Annotated in this window: 16 protein-coding genes and 2 tRNA genes; 11 read left to right on the forward strand and 7 right to left on the reverse strand. The window is 39.1% G+C overall.

Going from position 1 to position 15247, the window contains the following annotated elements; translation table 11 throughout:
- Positions 1–15 precede the first annotated feature (15 nt).
- The 4 genes from HH219_RS06330 (at position 16) to lipA (ending at position 3428) form a co-directional block, all read left to right on the forward strand.
- Positions 16–1176: a serine hydrolase gene (locus HH219_RS06330; protein ID WP_054206334.1), complete on the forward strand. Its 1161-nt coding sequence runs from the start codon at positions 16–18 to the stop codon at positions 1174–1176.
- Between the two features lie 338 nt (positions 1177–1514).
- Positions 1515–1793, forward strand: a complete 279-nt coding sequence (ybeD, locus tag HH219_RS06335; protein WP_054206333.1) for a DUF493 family protein YbeD — start codon at positions 1515–1517, stop codon at positions 1791–1793.
- A 19-nt stretch (positions 1794–1812) separates the two neighbouring features.
- Positions 1813–2466 carry a lipoyl(octanoyl) transferase LipB gene (gene lipB, locus HH219_RS06340; protein WP_169326952.1) on the forward strand — a complete coding sequence of 218 codons (654 nt, stop codon included), beginning with the start codon at positions 1813–1815 and terminating at the stop codon, positions 2464–2466.
- Positions 2463–3428, forward strand: coding sequence for a lipoyl synthase (lipA, locus tag HH219_RS06345; RefSeq protein WP_054206332.1), 966 nt, complete (start codon positions 2463–2465; stop codon positions 3426–3428). Before lipB ends, lipA begins: the two co-directional genes overlap by 4 nt.
- A 45-nt stretch (positions 3429–3473) precedes the next feature.
- On the opposite strand, the gene HH219_RS06350 is transcribed toward lipA, so the two are convergent.
- Positions 3474–4016, reverse strand: coding sequence for a YdcF family protein (locus HH219_RS06350; protein ID WP_211842026.1), 543 nt, complete (start codon positions 4014–4016; stop codon positions 3474–3476).
- Between the two features lie 135 nt (positions 4017–4151).
- Here HH219_RS06350 and HH219_RS06355 point away from each other — a divergent pair, with 135 nt between their 5' ends.
- A complete protein-coding gene (locus tag HH219_RS06355) occupies positions 4152–4391 on the forward strand; it encodes an RNA recognition motif containing protein (RefSeq protein ID WP_054206331.1) in 240 nt (79 codons plus the stop codon).
- Between the two features lie 81 nt (positions 4392–4472).
- Here HH219_RS06355 and HH219_RS06360 read toward each other — a convergent pair whose 3' ends face one another.
- The 3 genes from HH219_RS06360 to HH219_RS06370 form a co-directional block, all read right to left on the reverse strand.
- Complete coding sequence (locus HH219_RS06360; protein WP_349251609.1) at positions 4473–5072, reverse strand: hypothetical protein; 600 nt, start codon at positions 5070–5072, stop codon at positions 4473–4475.
- Between the two features lie 104 nt (positions 5073–5176).
- Positions 5177–5494 carry a DUF6172 family protein gene (locus HH219_RS06365; RefSeq protein WP_054206330.1) on the reverse strand — a complete coding sequence of 106 codons (318 nt, stop codon included), beginning with the start codon at positions 5492–5494 and terminating at the stop codon, positions 5177–5179.
- Positions 5495–5640: 146 nt separating this feature from the next.
- A complete protein-coding gene (locus tag HH219_RS06370; RefSeq protein ID WP_054206329.1) occupies positions 5641–6162 on the reverse strand; it encodes a VC2046/SO_2500 family protein in 522 nt (173 codons plus the stop codon).
- Between the two features lie 112 nt (positions 6163–6274).
- Between HH219_RS06370 and HH219_RS06375 the strand changes: the two genes are divergently transcribed.
- Positions 6275–6359: transfer RNA gene (locus HH219_RS06375), tRNA-Tyr, on the forward strand.
- Between the two features lie 49 nt (positions 6360–6408).
- Positions 6409–6493, forward strand: a tRNA-Tyr gene (locus HH219_RS06380).
- A 55-nt stretch (positions 6494–6548) separates the two neighbouring features.
- Here the strand turns inward: HH219_RS06380 and HH219_RS06385 are convergent.
- Entirely contained in the window at positions 6549–7250 is a 702-nt protein-coding gene (locus HH219_RS06385) for a SprT family zinc-dependent metalloprotease (protein WP_169326953.1), read from the reverse strand.
- Between the two features lie 115 nt (positions 7251–7365).
- Between HH219_RS06385 and HH219_RS06390 the strand changes: the two genes are divergently transcribed.
- The 3 genes from HH219_RS06390 to HH219_RS06400 all read left to right on the forward strand — a co-directional run bounded on the left by HH219_RS06390 (position 7366) and on the right by HH219_RS06400 (position 12863).
- Positions 7366–8346 (forward strand): pentapeptide repeat-containing protein, encoded by a 981-nt coding sequence (locus tag HH219_RS06390; protein ID WP_054454944.1) that lies wholly within the window; start codon positions 7366–7368, stop codon positions 8344–8346.
- Positions 8347–8532: 186 nt separating this feature from the next.
- Positions 8533–11874, forward strand: a complete 3342-nt coding sequence (locus HH219_RS06395) for an MHYT domain-containing protein (RefSeq protein WP_169326954.1) — start codon at positions 8533–8535, stop codon at positions 11872–11874.
- Positions 11874–12863, forward strand: a complete 990-nt coding sequence (locus tag HH219_RS06400; RefSeq protein ID WP_169326994.1) for a two-component system response regulator — start codon at positions 11874–11876, stop codon at positions 12861–12863. The genes HH219_RS06395 and HH219_RS06400 overlap by 1 nt, the downstream gene beginning before the upstream one ends.
- Here HH219_RS06400 and HH219_RS06405 read toward each other — a convergent pair.
- Complete coding sequence (locus HH219_RS06405; RefSeq protein WP_169326955.1) at positions 12860–13255, reverse strand: VOC family protein; 396 nt, start codon at positions 13253–13255, stop codon at positions 12860–12862. The two genes, HH219_RS06400 and HH219_RS06405, sit on opposite strands and share 4 nt — an antisense overlap.
- On the reverse strand, positions 13252–13917 hold the full coding sequence (locus tag HH219_RS06410; protein ID WP_169326956.1) for an HD domain-containing protein: 666 nt from the start codon (positions 13915–13917) through the stop codon (positions 13252–13254). The genes HH219_RS06405 and HH219_RS06410 overlap by 4 nt, the downstream gene beginning before the upstream one ends.
- A gap of 138 nt (positions 13918–14055) precedes the next feature.
- Between HH219_RS06410 and HH219_RS06415 the strand changes: the two genes are divergently transcribed.
- Entirely contained in the window at positions 14056–15246 is a 1191-nt protein-coding gene (locus HH219_RS06415) for a class I SAM-dependent methyltransferase (protein ID WP_054206322.1), read from the forward strand.
- Position 15247: the final 1 nt, after the last annotated feature.

Genomic DNA, 15247 nt, shown 5'->3' on the forward strand with positions numbered 1-15247 from the left:
CCATTAATGAGTATGATGAAATCTATTAAATACAAAATTATAAGCGGAATGTGTGGCTTGGTTTGCTCAGCTGCCATTTTCTCAGCGACCGCTCAGGTCATGCCTGCACCTCCTCAAATTAATGCAAAAGGTTATTTCCTTGTTGATTTTACTACCGGTAAAGTAATCGCTGAGGGCGAACCTGATACACGTCTTGCGCCTGCTAGCTTAACAAAAATGATGACCAGTTATGTGATCGGCACTGAAATTAAAGCCGGTAACATCGCCCCAACGGACATGGTTACTGTTAGTGAAAAAGCATGGGCTAAAAACTTCCCTGAATCATCAAAAATGTTTATAGAAGTCGGTAAACAAATCAGCGTTGAAGATTTAAACCGTGGCATTATTATTCAATCGGGTAACGATGCCTGTGTTGCAATGGCTGAACACATTGCTGGCAGCGAAAGTGCCTTTGCTGATCTAATGAATGCGCATTCTGAAAAATTAGGTATGAGCAACACGCATTTTATCAATAGCCATGGTTTAGACACCAACGAGCATTTTACAACACCACGCGATATGGCCACACTAGGTGCTGCACTTATTCGTGATGTACCAGATGAATATGCTTTTTATGCTGAAAAATCATTTACCTTTAATGGTATAAAGCAATATAACCGTAACTCACTGTTATGGGACGAAAGTTTAGATGTAGACGGCATTAAAACGGGGCATACATCAGAAGCAGGTTATAGCTTAGTAACCTCAGCGACTAAAGATGAAATGCGCTTAATTGCTGTTGTTATGGGTACTTCAAGTGAACGTGCTCGCAAAGTAGAAAGTAAAAAATTACTTAACTACGGATTTCGATTTTTTGAAACAATCACACCATATAAAGCCGGCGATAGTTTTGCTGAACAACGCATTTGGATGGGTAATAAAGAAAATGTATCGCTGGGTATTTTAGTTGATACACCGATCACAATTCCACGTGGCCAACGTAAAAATTTAAAAGCAGACTTTAAACTTGATAAAGTTCTAGAAGCACCACTGGCTAAAGGGTCTACAGTAGGCACTTTATCTTTAAAGCTTGAAGGCGAAGAAATTGCACAGTATCCTCTTGTAACACTTGAAGAAGTTGAAGAAGGTAGCTTCTTTAGCAAAATCTATGATTACTTACGTTTACAAATCATGTAAAACGTAACGAAAGAATATAAGCGCCTTGCACTGCAAGGCGTTTTTTTTTACTTTAAAAATGGTAGAATGCGCCTCATATCTAACCCGCAAGTAACCTGTAAGTAAATTGTATTGCGTAAATAGCCATTGATGGCGTCAAAAAATAATTTTTCACACCAAAATTTTTTAATGATAGCTTTGTTATAATTAAAATTATTGTGTAATACATGATTTTTTGCTACTTCGGATCAGTAATGTCTTAATACAATTATTATAAGGTCGATAATAGGTTATCTAATCTGATTATTGTTTAGTTATTTAAAGTACTAAACACACATTAAGTATGAGGAGTCAACGTCGTGGCTACACCTGTAAAAGATACTAAATTTGATGAATATTTAGAGTACCCTTGCCCATTTACGTTTAGAGTAATGGGTTTAGCGAACGTAAACTTAACTGATCAAATTCTAACTAAGTTACAACCAATTGCACCTGGCGATTACGCGCCAAAAGTAAAACCGAGCAGTAAAGGTAATTACGAGTCAGTTAGCTTAGTAGTAACGGTTACCAGTGGCGCTCATATTGAAGAAATCTATAACGTGATCAGTAATATTGATGACGTGCGTCATATGCTTTAAGCCATAATAGAGATTTATTGTGAACGAAAACACGTTAATAGTACGCCAACTTGGTCGAGCTCGCTACATGCCGATATGGCAGAAAATGCAAGCGTTTACCGATACGCGTGATGATGCAGTTGCTGATGAAATTTGGCTTGTTGAACATGATCCCGTATTCACGCAAGGCCAAGCAGGTAAAGACGAGCATGTACTTGCCCCTGGCGACATTGAAGTGATCAAAGTTGATCGTGGTGGTCAAGTGACTTACCACGGACCAGGTCAACAAATGATGTATGTACTATTTAACTTACGCCGCTTAAAAATAGGCGTGCGTGAACTGGTGACATGGCTTGAAGAGTGTATTATAGATACACTCAATGACTACGGCATTAGTGCTTATGCTAAAGCGGATGCACCAGGTGTGTATGTGAACGATAGTAAAATTGCTTCACTAGGGCTTCGCGTTCGTCGCGGTTGCTCTTTTCATGGCCTTGCACTAAACGTAAGTATGGACATGAGCCCATTTTTACGTATAAACCCTTGTGGTTATGCGGGTATGAATATGGTGCAAACAACCGATTTAAACGGCCCACTAAACCTTCAACAAGCAGGTAATGGACTCGTTAAACACATGATAAAAAAGCTTAATGCAACAGAAGTTAAGTTTACTGAAGGGTTTGAAAACGAATGAATAAGCCAGTCAAGATGGAACCAGGGGTAAAACTGCGCGACGCTGAAAAAATGGCGTTGATCCCAGTAAAAGTATTACCGACTGAAAAAAATGAAATGCTACGTAAGCCCGAGTGGCTAAAAATTCGTTTGCCTAAATCAACTGAACGGATCGATGGCATTAAACAGGCAATGCGCAAACACGGTCTTCACTCAGTCTGTGAAGAAGCATCATGCCCAAACTTATCAGAGTGCTTTAACCACGGTACAGCAACCTTTATGATCTTAGGTGCTATCTGTACACGTCGTTGCCCATTTTGTGACGTTGCACACGGCCGTCCATTAACACCAGACGCCGCAGAACCTGAAAAATTAGCGCTGACAATCAGAGATATGAAGCTAAGCTATGTGGTAATCACCTCAGTTGACCGTGATGATTTACGTGATGGTGGCGCGCAACATTTTGCTGATTGTATTCGTGAAATTCGTAAATACAACCCGACTATCACTATCGAAATTTTAGTGCCTGATTTTCGTGGTCGTATGGACCGCGCGCTTGAAATTCTAATCGAAACACCACCGGATGTGTTTAACCACAACTTAGAAACTGCGCCGCGTTTGTATAAACTTGCGCGCCCTGGTGCTGATTACAAATGGTCATTAGAATTATTGCGTCGTTTTAAAGAAGCACACCCAGAAGTTAAAACTAAATCTGGTTTAATGGTAGGTCTTGGCGAAGAAATTAGCGAAATCGAGGAAGTGCTTCGCGATTTACGTGCTCACAACGTAGATATGCTAACTGTCGGTCAATATTTACAGCCTTCAAAGCACCATTTACCAGTAAAACGTTACGTACCACCAGCAGAGTTTGATGCACTTAAAGTGTACGCCGATGAAATTGGTTTTACTCACGCAGCCTCTGGCCCATTTGTTCGTTCAAGTTATCACGCTGATCAGCAAGCTGCAGGTAAAGAAGTGAAATAATCATTTCTACACAATTGAAAAAGCCGTTAGTAATGAGTTAAGCAACTAACGGCTTTTTTGTGACTGTAATGCAATAAACTGCTGCACATTTTTTACTTCTCTAGGCATGACTGCACGCTCGTGGGCATATAATTGCGCTAATTTAATCTCTGATAATGGCGTTTTAGCACTGACTAAAGTTAGCTCTAGATTAGGTTGCACATGACTAAATACATAGTGAACTCGTGCAATATGGAACTCTGAGCTGACCAAAGTGGCCGCAGTTATATTTTCCGCTGCGAGTAGTGGCTTAGTGAGTAATGCATCCTCAAAGGTAAAGCGGCTTAGCGCCACCGGTAAAAAAGCAGATTCAGGTATGCCAAGTTCAATTAAATAACGTTCAGTATATTCACCATGAGCATGCTTAGTGGTATTAAAATGCGCTCCAAATCCACCTGTACACAAAATCTTAGCGGGCATTTTTAAATAAGTTTGATAAGCCTGCTCACAACGGCTTTTTGCTATCAATGATAAACTGCCGTCATTATTATTTGGCCCACCTAAAACAATTATTGCTGTTTTAATTACGCTATTCGTCACTGCTTTCATTTCGCCACTCTCAATTGTTCTTTTTTCTTTGGCTATCAGCTTAAAACTATTTTTGCTGTTTGTAATTAATCATTAGGTCAAACTGCTTTTCCTTGAGACAATCACATTAGTTATTTTTAAACCATGGTTCATATAATGAAACTATTAGTTAGAAACTTATCTCGCACTATTACTGAGCATGAAATTCGCACTCTTTTTACTGAGCACGGTAAAGTAGCCGATTGTAATTTAGTACTTGATAAAGAAACAGGCCAATCAAAAGGCTTTGCCTTTGTTGAAATGCCTAATGATGCTGAAGCTTCTGTAGCAATTAAAGCATTAAATCAAAGCACTGTAGATAAAAGTAAAATCCGAGTAAAAAAAGCTGACGCTTAACTCGTAAAGTGACATACCAGCTTTATAATGTACGGGAGTTTAGCTTGCTAAAATACAGTATTTTATTTAATTGGTATGCCATTATTTTAATGGTAATAATGTAATAGACTTTACTTGAATGACCGCGCTACCACCTTCATCATCTTTTAAATCAGGCACTAAATAAACCGCACTTACATGCGCTTTAATAATACCTAAATCCTTTGAATTCGTTGGCGTCCAGCTAGGTCGATTAAAATCAGCAACATTAATACATGCGCTTATCCACTTTTTGGCTTTAGGCAAAATATGTTGATAGTGCGCATAACTTTTATCTCCCTTCCCACCATATTCTTTTTGAGATAATTTTACTACTAAATCACGACTGCTTTGATAGGTAAGCTGTATTGTCTCAGCGCCATTTAAGTCACCTTTTGGTAGATCATAAATCAGCTCCACCCACGAGTTATTTTTGACATCCAAGCGAGGCACTCGCGAGAAATTAACCCAAATTACCCCCTCTGACAGCAAACTCGCTTTTGTTAGTGCTTTACTTCCATGCGGATCGGTGGCGTAACGCCAGTCTTGCTCAGTTAAAGTGTTTTTCGTTAAGCTAGTTTCATCTTGCAAGCATGTGTTTGTTGCATGAACAGACAGTGAGAATAAGCTAAAAAATAAAATACGTAGTGATCGGTTAAACACGCAAAATCCTTATTAAGAGTTTTTTTGAGTATACCTTAAAGTTGGATTAATTAAAGGCACAAAAAATGGGCAGTTAAGCCCATTCTTTTAGCGAAAAGATGCAATTATGCTTCAGATTCGTCTTCTTCTTCCTCATCAACAGGCTCTTGACGCTGTGCAGCGCGTGCGATGATTTCAACGTAGAAGGACGTTAAGCCTTGCTTTTCAATTTCACTGATAGAATTATTTATCTCAGCAACATGGACTACTTGTGCATCGTCTGCTGTATTACCAAACTTACAATCAAATGCCCAGTAGTCAGCATCAAATGGTAAGGTTTTGTTACGCTCTCTTTTCAAATATTTTTTTACTTCATGCTTTGCAGCATCAACCATACGTGGATATTTGATTTTCTCGTGATTCAGCGTGAATGTTTTCTTCATTACGTTCCTAATTACCTTTATTAAATGATAATGGTATTTATGAAACACCATTTGAGGTCATTATAGCAATTGCATTTAATTTTTGGATGCTTTTTTTACACTAAAGTAAATTAATTAGTCTAGTGTCAAAATATGACACATTAATGTCAAGCTTGAGATAAGTGCAACGGCTGATGAAGTGCTTCATTATTAAGGCTGTCGTAAAAAGCTGCCGCATCCATTTGTGGGTTATCGAGCTGAGTTTCTTTATGTTGGTGGCGTTTACGGGTGACTAATTCACAGTTATCAATAATATTTAGTGGGATATGAATTTTATCATCACGAATAGCTAACGGTTCTGGCGCTAGACATGCACGTAATCGAAGGTCACTCATCCCACCATCATTAAGGCGTTGCGCATTATGTTGGCCAATCAACATATCAAACTCTGTTGGTGCAAGTACTTGTTTTGGCCCTGCTCCTAATTTTTTACGCAATTGATCTTCATCTTCAACAACAACATTCGCATCTATGGGCGTTTTAGGAAGATGAAACTGACTAAAATCTAACGCATCATGAGAAAGCATTGCCAATAACAAAGCAAACTCGCCACGACGTGATTCACTCACACTTATGGCAAGACGATTGTTAAGTTGACTCTCTGTGATTAACAAATCATCGATTTGCATAGACTTTAGCCGATTAAAGTAGGTAATAGATATTTATCGGCTTTATTTCATTTTTCTTTAGCTTTTTTCTTTACTTAAATGCTGATTTTGCTATTATCAGCGCCGTTGCATTGGAGGGGTTCCCGAGCGGCCAAAGGGATCAGACTGTAAATCTGACGGCTCAGCCTTCGCTGGTTCGAATCCAGCTCCCTCCACCACTTTTCTTACCGCTAAGTTAAGTGGGGCCAAATGCGACAAAATTAGTGTGGAGGGGTTCCCGAGCGGCCAAAGGGATCAGACTGTAAATCTGACGGCTCAGCCTTCGCTGGTTCGAATCCAGCTCCCTCCACCACTTTTCTTTCTAGCTTTGCTAGTTCTAGACTTAATTTTTCTAATTTTATTCCTTATTATTCAAATACCCATTGTAAACTTGCACCGTGTTGTTTTAACCACTTTGTTGCTTGCTTATAGTCCGGGTAAAATTCACTAACGCGTAGCCAAAATGGCGCACTGTGATTTAAGTACTTCAAGTGTGCAAGCTCATGCACAATTACATAATCAATAATGTACTGTGGTGCACTGACTAACAATAAATTAAAGGTAAGTTCCCTGCGTCGATTACAACTACCCCAACGTCGTTTATAAGTTTGGATCCGAATGCTGCTAGGCAGCGCTTCTGCCATTTTCAAACAGTAATCATTAACCCGCATTTCAATGTAACTTTCTAACTGTTCGTGTAAAAAGGTTTCTAATAATGTTTGATACATTAATTGTTGATGCTTAACTCGACCAGAAATACTGAGTTGCAAAGTGGTCACAGGCTGATTTTTCACTAACAACCAATGGCTGCGATTACTTACAGCAAAAGTTAATTGTACAACATCATCAAAAACAACCACCCGATTATTTTTTAATGGGTATTGCCTTGTGTCTAATTGCTGGCTTTGCTTGGTAATTTGCACATTGATCCAATCTGTTTTACTCAACAACCAACTCTCAAGCTCTTTTTTAGCAACACCTATAGGTGCATAAACTGTCACAGCCTGCTGATGAACTTTAATTGCCACGGTTTTACGACGGCGACTGCGCTTTAGTGTGTATTCAAACAAATTTAACTCTTAGTGCTACGGTGAGCAATATGGAATAATTTTCGAGTTATTATATTACCTTGCAAAAAAACTGCTAACCTATAATTAAGAATAATTTAAAAAGCAGCATCCGATTATGCCTGATAAGCCTTGTTGTAAGTATACCTCCCCCGATGGGCATCAATGCCAAGAAATAGATATGGGCTCAGGTTTTTGTTTTTGGCATGATAATAAGTTTGATAAATCGGGCCTTGAGCTGAGTCACAAATTAGAACGTTATGCTAAAAAAGGAGGTTTATTGCAAGGTCTTCAGTTACAGCGTGCAAACTTAACAGGCTTAAGCCTAATAAAGCATGATGATGAGGAAGGATTTGATTTATCTTACAGTAATTTTTATCGAGCAAATTTAAGTGGTGCTCACCTATTTAATAATACAATCGCACACAGCTCATTAATGAAAGCAAATTTACGTGAGGCTAACCTGCACTACTGTAACTTGCAACATACTAATTTATTAGGAATTAAGCTAGACAATACGCGCATTGATAAAATTGATTTAGGTGTTGAATTATTACAAGAGAGCCAAGCTAAAACAGCCCTTAAACAATCAGATCGCAACACTGCGCTAGACCTATTTGAGCAATCTGAAGAAATATTTAGAAACCTACGTAAAGCATCGGAACAACAAGGTCTTTTCGAGCTCGCTGGTAACTTTACCTATAAAGAATTAAGAATGCGCCATGCGCAATACCCCAAAGGCTCTAAAAAACAATTAGCATCCAGTGCTATCAACTTATTGTGTGGGTATGGCGAAAAACCTGAAAACGTCATTAGGTTTAGCTTAGGCTTAATCATTTTTTGTGCATTTTGCTACTTTATCTTTGGCGTTGTATATGCCGGAGAAACGCTCCAACTAAATTTATCCGCTTCTTTCAATGATAATTTATCAGCATTACTCAATAGTTTTTATTTTAGTGTTGTTACATTTACGACGTTAGGCTACGGCGATATTACGCCAACCGGATTTTCTCGTTTTATCGCCGCTGTAGAAGCATTTTGCGGTAGTTTCTCATTAGCTTTATTCGTAGTTGTCTTTGTAAAACGTATGACTCGCTAGGCTTCTTTCAAGTTGAAAGAATAATAAATTACAGGTTTGAGCAAAACTCGCTATAAAAAAAACTGTTAATAATGCTAAAGTTATAACCTATATAATGTAGTGCACTGATTTTAAGTGCTTTGCTTTTGTTAATTTCTGTCGCATTCCATGAGTGAACTTATTGGATAAGCCATATTTTGAGCCATTATGCTTGCAACGTTTTTTATTACGAATCAAGACCCTCGTTTAATTATAAATGGTGTTTTTAACCCTTTTTTGGTGACGCTATCAATTTTAACGGCCATTTTTGCGGCCTATTTCTCTGCATATTTAATTGATCTGGCAAAAGAAACACGCTTTAAGAGCTATCAAAGGCTCGCAAACTCAACCGCAGCGCTCGTGCTCTCTGGTGGTATTTGGAGTATGCACTTTATTGGTATGTTAGCTTTTTCTTTGTGTACTAATATTAGCTACAACCCTGCAATCACTTTCCTCTCTTTTATTCCTGCTTTTTTGGCTTGTTTAACGGCTATTTCTTTATTAGTTAAAAGTAATAAAAAATTCATAGATTTACTCTTACCATCCGTTTTGTTAGGCGCAGGTATCGGGACCATGCATTATAGTGGGATGGCAGCAATGGAGTTGAGCCCGCTACTTAGGTATGACCCACTCATGTTTGGTTTATCAATTATTGTGGCTGTCGTACTTGCGTTTATATCCTTGTACACACGTTTTAATATCAGCCAGCATTTCCCTAAATTTACAGTTATTCAAGCAAGGCTGATCAGTGCGATTATTCTCGGGTTTGCCGTTGCGGGCATGCACTATATGGGAATGGCCGCCACACGATTTGTTGCAACATCCCCATTATTAAATGACAGTAGCAAAGATTCACAACTTACCTTTGTGGCCATCAGTGTCGTTTTTTCTACCATGCTTTTAACGGCAATTGTAGCTATTATAAACGGCATGGTTCGCTACCGGATGTTGTTAGAAGAAAAAACAGGTAACGAATCACGCTTAGAAGCCATTTTATCCACTGCGATTGATGGCATAGTTACAATTGATCACCTCGGTCATATTCTAAGTTTTAATAATGCTGCAGTCGGGATTTTTGGATGGAGTGAGGCTGAAGTTCGAGGAAAAAATGTTAAAATGCTGATGGCTGATGACATTGCTAAACATCATGATGATTATCTTTCTAAAGCAGACCAAATTGATTTTACGAAAGTTATTGGCGTCAATCGTGATGTATTTGCAAAACATAAAGATGACCATTTATTCCCTATCCGACTTGGCATAGGTGAAGTCAACCAACCTGGTCATAATTCCTTGTTCGTTGGCTTTATCACAGACTTAAGCGAACAACGAGCCCTACAACAAAATCTAGTCGAAAAGGAACAACAATATCGCTCTTTAATGGACAATATGCCTGGTGTTGTTTTTCGCTGCCATATAAATGAACAATGGAGCATGATTTTTATCAGCCCCAGTATTCATGAACTAACTGGTTACATACCCTCTGAGTTTATTAATAAAAATATCGAGTTTGGTAATTTACTTTATAAAGACGATATTCCACATATTAACGAAGCAATTGATCAGGCGATTACAGATAAATCGCAATATTCAATTGAATATCGAGTACGCCACCGTAACGGAAATCTAATTTGGGTACTTGAAAAAGGCAGTGTTGGATTTGATGAACATGGCAAAGCTATTTGGATTGACGGTGTGCTCGTTGATATTAGCGAACGAAAAAAATATGAAGACAAGCTTAAGCTCGCCAAAATAGCCGCTGAAGATGCAGCGCAAGCTAAACAGTCGTTTATGGCAAATATGAGTCATGAAATTCGTACACCAATGAATTCAATCATTGGTTTTAGTGACTTATTGATGGACACTCCGCTTGCTCAAGAGCAGCAAAAACATTTAATTACCATAAATAATGCAGCATGCTCGCTACTGCGCTTACTTAACGAGATCCTCGATTCAGCAAAACTTGAAAAAGGGAAACTGACTATTGAGCCTGTGCATTTTAACCTCCAACCTATGCTCGACAGCATTATTTCAACGTTCTGGTTGGATGCCAAAAAGAAAGATTTAGCGTTGAACCTTACCATCAAAGAGTCAGTGCATACTGCCTACTATGGGGATCCCGATAGAATCAGACAAGTACTCACAAACTTAATTGGCAACGCGATTAAATTTACAGAAAAAGGAGCTGTTGATGTAACCGTGAGTATGGCTCAAAACAGTTATTTATTTTTTGAAGTGCAAGATACTGGTATTGGTATTGCCAAAGATCGCCTTAAAGCTGTATTCCAGCCATTTGAACAGGCTGATGGCACCACGACACGTCGCTTTGGTGGAACAGGCCTTGGCACTACTATTAGCAAACAACTCGTCGAATTAATGGGCGGTTCAATTAATCTAGTCAGCGAAGAACATAAAGGCAGCTGTTTTTTCTTTTCACTCCCACTTAGTGAAGGAGATGAAAGTTTAATTAACTACTTTGATGGCCTACATACACAATTACCTCCTTTGCGTATTTTAGTGGTTGACGATATTGAGCAAAATGTTGAGCTACTGCGTTTATTACTTTCTCGAGATAAGCATACCGTCAGCACCGCGTGTAATGGTTTAGAGGCACTAGCCATTTTTGAGCTACAAGACTTTGATGTTATTTTGATGGATATTCATATGCCTGAATGTGATGGCATCACAGCAACGCAAAAAATACGTAAAATAGAGCAGCAACGACAGTTAAAAAACGTGCCTATTATTGCGCTAACAGCCAGTGTTTTACAGCAAGATAAGCTTACAGCGAAAAAAGCAGGAATGAACGGATTTGCGAATAAACCGGTTGATATAAACCAGCTAAACCAAGAAATTTCGCAAGTTTTGGGTTTTGGACTGAAAAAAGAAACCTTGATTGCCCAAAATGATCCAAGAGCACTGCACATAGATTTCAAAAAAGGGCAGCTGCTTTGGGGCAGTAAATGTAAGCAGTTAACGCAAATCCAGCGTTTTTTAAAAGAACAACACCCACTTTACGACACTATGTTTAAAAATGGCTTAGCTGCATTAAAAAATGCTAATAGCACATTACACACCCTTAAAGGCTTATCGGGTAATTTAGGTTTACCAACCATGATGAAGCTTTTCTCCGAAATAGAAAAAAGCCAAACATTACAGCAACAAACTCAACTCATTAGACAATTACAAACAGAGTTAAATACGGTGAGTCAGCTTTTAATCGAGAAGACATCATCTTGCATGCCACACCATGAACCTGAAAAAAACACACGCGTGTTATCACTCAGTGAACTTAAGTCAATGTGTGAACTACTTTTCAAAGACGCTGAAAACGCCGAGTTTAACGATGAGTTATTAGCAAAAATAGCCGCTGGTGCACCACAGATTTATCAAAGTGAAGTTACTGCCTTAGTAGAATCTTTTGACCTATTTGATTTTGATAATGCCCAAAGTAACCTTAAATTATTAATTGAACGACTTAATCAGACTGATAATATGGAAATACAATGATGGACTTAATAACTGAGCGCCCAAGAATCCTTATTGTTGACGATGAACCCGCCAACTTAAAAGTAATGCGTGAAGTCTTAAGCAAACATTATCGTCTATCGTTTGCTAAATCGGGAGATGCCGCACTCGCATTAGTTGAAAAAGAACCTCCGAAGCTTATATTACTTGATATCATGATGCCTGATATGAATGGCTTTGAAGTATGCCAACGCCTTAAAAACAACCCTACAACTGCACATATCCCGATTATTTTTGTTACTGCATTGAGTGATCAAACCGATGAGTTCAAAGGTTTTGAATTAGGCGCTGTTGATTACATAACCAAACCAATCAGCCCTGCAATCGTTCGTGCAAGAGTAAAAACACACTTATCACTCATTCAGGCTGAGCAATTAAAATTAGCCCATGTAGATTTAGTTCACCGTTTAGGGCGAGCCGCAGAATATAAAGACACCGATACCGGTAACCACGTTATTCGAATGAGTAAATACAGTAAAATTTTAGCGCTTGCCAACAATATGAGTGAAGAACATGCTGAGCTGTTAAAACAAGCGGCACCGATGCATGACATTGGGAAAATCGGTATCCCTGATGCAATATTACTTAAACCCGGAAAGCTAACCGAAAATGAATTTGAGCATATGAAGGAACATGCTCAGATTGGTGCGCAAATTCTTGAAAACTCTTCATCCCCTTTATTACAGCTTGCGTATTTAGTTGCAATGGAGCATCACGAGAAATGGGATGGTTCAGGTTACCCTAACGGTTTAAAAGGCGAAAACATATCAATTGAAGGCCGTATTGTTGCAATTGCCGATGTATTTGATGCATTGACCTCAAAACGCCCCTATAAAGAGCCATGGCCTATTGAAGATGCACTAAATTTTTTGCAAGAACAAGCCGGCGTTCATTTTGACCCTGAGCTTGTCCATTTATTTACAGCGCAAATTGATGCGATTATGGATATTTACTCAACCTATCAAAACTAATTGTTGAGGTGGCCTGCAATATACTGATAGTCATGTGTTGTGATCTCATGGCTATTACCGCTATTATCTTTAAAATACACCGAAAAAGTTACTTTATGATCAGCCAGCACCGTTTTTATATTTAAGTCTTTCAGATGTTTCAACCACGCCAAAAACTGCTCTCCTGTCGCACCAAAAGCAATCCCTTTACTTGTGCCCTCACCTTCAAAAAGAGCAAGTCTGACAGTTGCCCCTCGATCCTCTAACGTTAATGGGCCTGTGCCTTCATTCCAAAAAGCCAGCTCTGGGATCACTGTAAAACCCAACACTGATTCGTACCAAATAAGCGACTCGGCAAGGTTTGCCACATTTAAATGGCAATGATCGACCCCAACTAACAATGGACACGTCATAGTTCTTTCCCCACTTCTGACTTTAACTGCTCTATAAACGCCAACATATAATCAGTGCGGCGCTTTGCTTCCGTTTTCGCTGAAGGCGTGTTCATACTTTTTGCGATGTGAAGTAACTTAATAAAAAAATGATCGAGTGTATATAGTGTGTCATCCGCTTTACGCTGTTGGCAAAATGGATCTTGCGGGTGATATAAATGTCGGCTGATTGACCCACCAACCTTCATACAACGGCTGACGCCTATTGCACCTAATGCATCCATACGGTCAGCATCTTGCACAATCTGTGCTTCTACCGATTGTATTTGTATATTAGCGCTAAAACTGTGGGCAACAATCGCATGATGAATGGCAGCAAAAAATTGCTGGTCATACCCTATTGAAGCTAAGAAAGAAATCGCTTTATCTGCTGCCATCGTTGACGCTTTCGCACGATCAGGGTGGTTTTTCGCAACGGCTACACAATCATGTAGCCATGCAGCAGGAAGTACCACTGCCATATTGGCTTGCTCTGCAATGCAAAGCTGCTTTGCTACGCGTACGACTCTTTCAATATGGGTAATATCGTGAGCAACATCGGCACAAACAACTTCAGTAATAAACCCTTTACAAGCAATTTCGAGTTGTTGTAATGACACCGGTAATGGAATTTCTTGGTTCATAAATAACGTCGTTTCAAATTAAAACAATCAATTGCAGTTACTTTACCGTGCTTATAGGGGCTTGTGCAAAACATTCATTGTATGTTCGCCCTTGCTTCACTAAAATAGCCTGCTAATTTATCTGTAATGAGAAGCCCAATGTCATCTGCCGTATACCTACAAGCTGGTCGTGAAAAATCACTAAAAAGAAAACACCCATGGTTGTTTTCAAAAGCCATAAAAAAAATAAAAGGTAAACCTGGGTTAGGTGATACGGTAACTATCCATGATAACGATGGTAAATTTTTAGCAACTGCCGCCTACAGCCCACACTCACAAATTAGAGCCCGAGTATGGAGCTTTGACGAAAAAGAAATCATTGATCAGGCATTTTTTGAGCGTCGTTTACGTCGTGCATTCGACGCACGCGAACAAGTAATCATTGAAGGTGGTTTAACGGGGTTTCGCTTATGTGCTGCGGAGTCTGATTTTCTGCCAGGCGTTACTATTGATAAATTTGATAATGTACTCGTTTGTCAGTTATTAAGTGCTGGCGCTGAGCGTCATAAAGGTGAAATTGTAGGCGCATTAATCAGTATTTTCCCTGGTTGTGATGTGTATGAGCGCTCAGATGTTGAAGTACGCACCAAAGAAGGTTTAGAACCTACGATGGGTGTATTATGGGGTAATAAACCTGAGCAACCTGTATTAATAGAAGAAAACGGTTTTAAAATCGAAGTTGATATTCTTGAAGGTCACAAAACTGGTTTTTACCTTGACCAACGCGACAGCCGTGCAGCCCTTGAACGTTTTTCTAAAGATAAAAAAGTGCTTAACTGCTTTAGCTACACAGGTACATTTTCATTGTACGCATTACGTGGTGGCTGTGAGCATGTTACTAATGTTGATGTATCACAACCAGCCCTAGATACTGCTAAACGCAATATTGAGCATAATAATCTTGATCTCAGTAAAGTGGACTTTGTTAAGCAAGACGTATTTAAATTATTACGTCAATACCGTGAAGACGGCGTGCTTTTTGATACAGTCGTTATGGATCCACCAAAATTTGCGGATAATAAAGCCCAGCTTACTGGTGCGTGTCGGGGTTATAAAGATATCAACATGATTGCAATGCAAATACTTAAACCTGGCGGCACATTGCTCACTTTTTCATGTTCAGGGTTAATGGAACAAAACTTGTTTCAAAAAGTAGTTGCTGATGCAGCTCTTGATGCTGGTAAAGACTTATTGATTATGGAACGTTTAAACCAAGCAGCCGATCACCCTATTGCTGGCAGCTACCCTGAAGGTTTTTACTTAAAAGGCTTGATCTGTAAAGTTTACTAAT

It is taken from the genome of Pseudoalteromonas sp. NEC-BIFX-2020_015, assembly GCF_012952265.1.
Classification (GTDB): Bacteria; Pseudomonadota; Gammaproteobacteria; order Enterobacterales; family Alteromonadaceae; genus Pseudoalteromonas; species Pseudoalteromonas neustonica.

What these genes read in the sequence shown, in the direction of transcription:
- HH219_RS06400 (WP_169326994.1), top strand. Translation starts at nt 11,874, where the DNA reads ATGGACTTAATAACTGAGCGCCCAAGAATCCTTATTGTTGACGATGAA.
- HH219_RS06395 (WP_169326954.1), top strand. Translation starts at nt 8,533, where the DNA reads ATGCTTGCAACGTTTTTTATTACGAATCAAGACCCTCGTTTAATTATA.
- HH219_RS06350 (WP_211842026.1), bottom strand. Translation starts at nt 4,016, where the DNA reads ATGAAAGCAGTGACGAATAGCGTAATTAAAACAGCAATAATTGTTTTA.
- HH219_RS06415 (WP_054206322.1), top strand. Translation starts at nt 14,056, where the DNA reads ATGTCATCTGCCGTATACCTACAAGCTGGTCGTGAAAAATCACTAAAA.
- HH219_RS06365 (WP_054206330.1), bottom strand. Translation starts at nt 5,494, where the DNA reads ATGAAGAAAACATTCACGCTGAATCACGAGAAAATCAAATATCCACGT.
- HH219_RS06410 (WP_169326956.1), bottom strand. Translation starts at nt 13,917, where the DNA reads ATGAACCAAGAAATTCCATTACCGGTGTCATTACAACAACTCGAAATT.
- HH219_RS06390 (WP_054454944.1), top strand. Translation starts at nt 7,366, where the DNA reads ATGCCTGATAAGCCTTGTTGTAAGTATACCTCCCCCGATGGGCATCAA.
- HH219_RS06330 (WP_054206334.1), top strand. Translation starts at nt 16, where the DNA reads ATGAAATCTATTAAATACAAAATTATAAGCGGAATGTGTGGCTTGGTT.
- HH219_RS06355 (WP_054206331.1), top strand. Translation starts at nt 4,152, where the DNA reads ATGAAACTATTAGTTAGAAACTTATCTCGCACTATTACTGAGCATGAA.
- lipA (WP_054206332.1), top strand. Translation starts at nt 2,463, where the DNA reads ATGAATAAGCCAGTCAAGATGGAACCAGGGGTAAAACTGCGCGACGCT.
- HH219_RS06405 (WP_169326955.1), bottom strand. Translation starts at nt 13,255, where the DNA reads ATGACGTGTCCATTGTTAGTTGGGGTCGATCATTGCCATTTAAATGTG.
- HH219_RS06370 (WP_054206329.1), bottom strand. Translation starts at nt 6,162, where the DNA reads ATGCAAATCGATGATTTGTTAATCACAGAGAGTCAACTTAACAATCGT.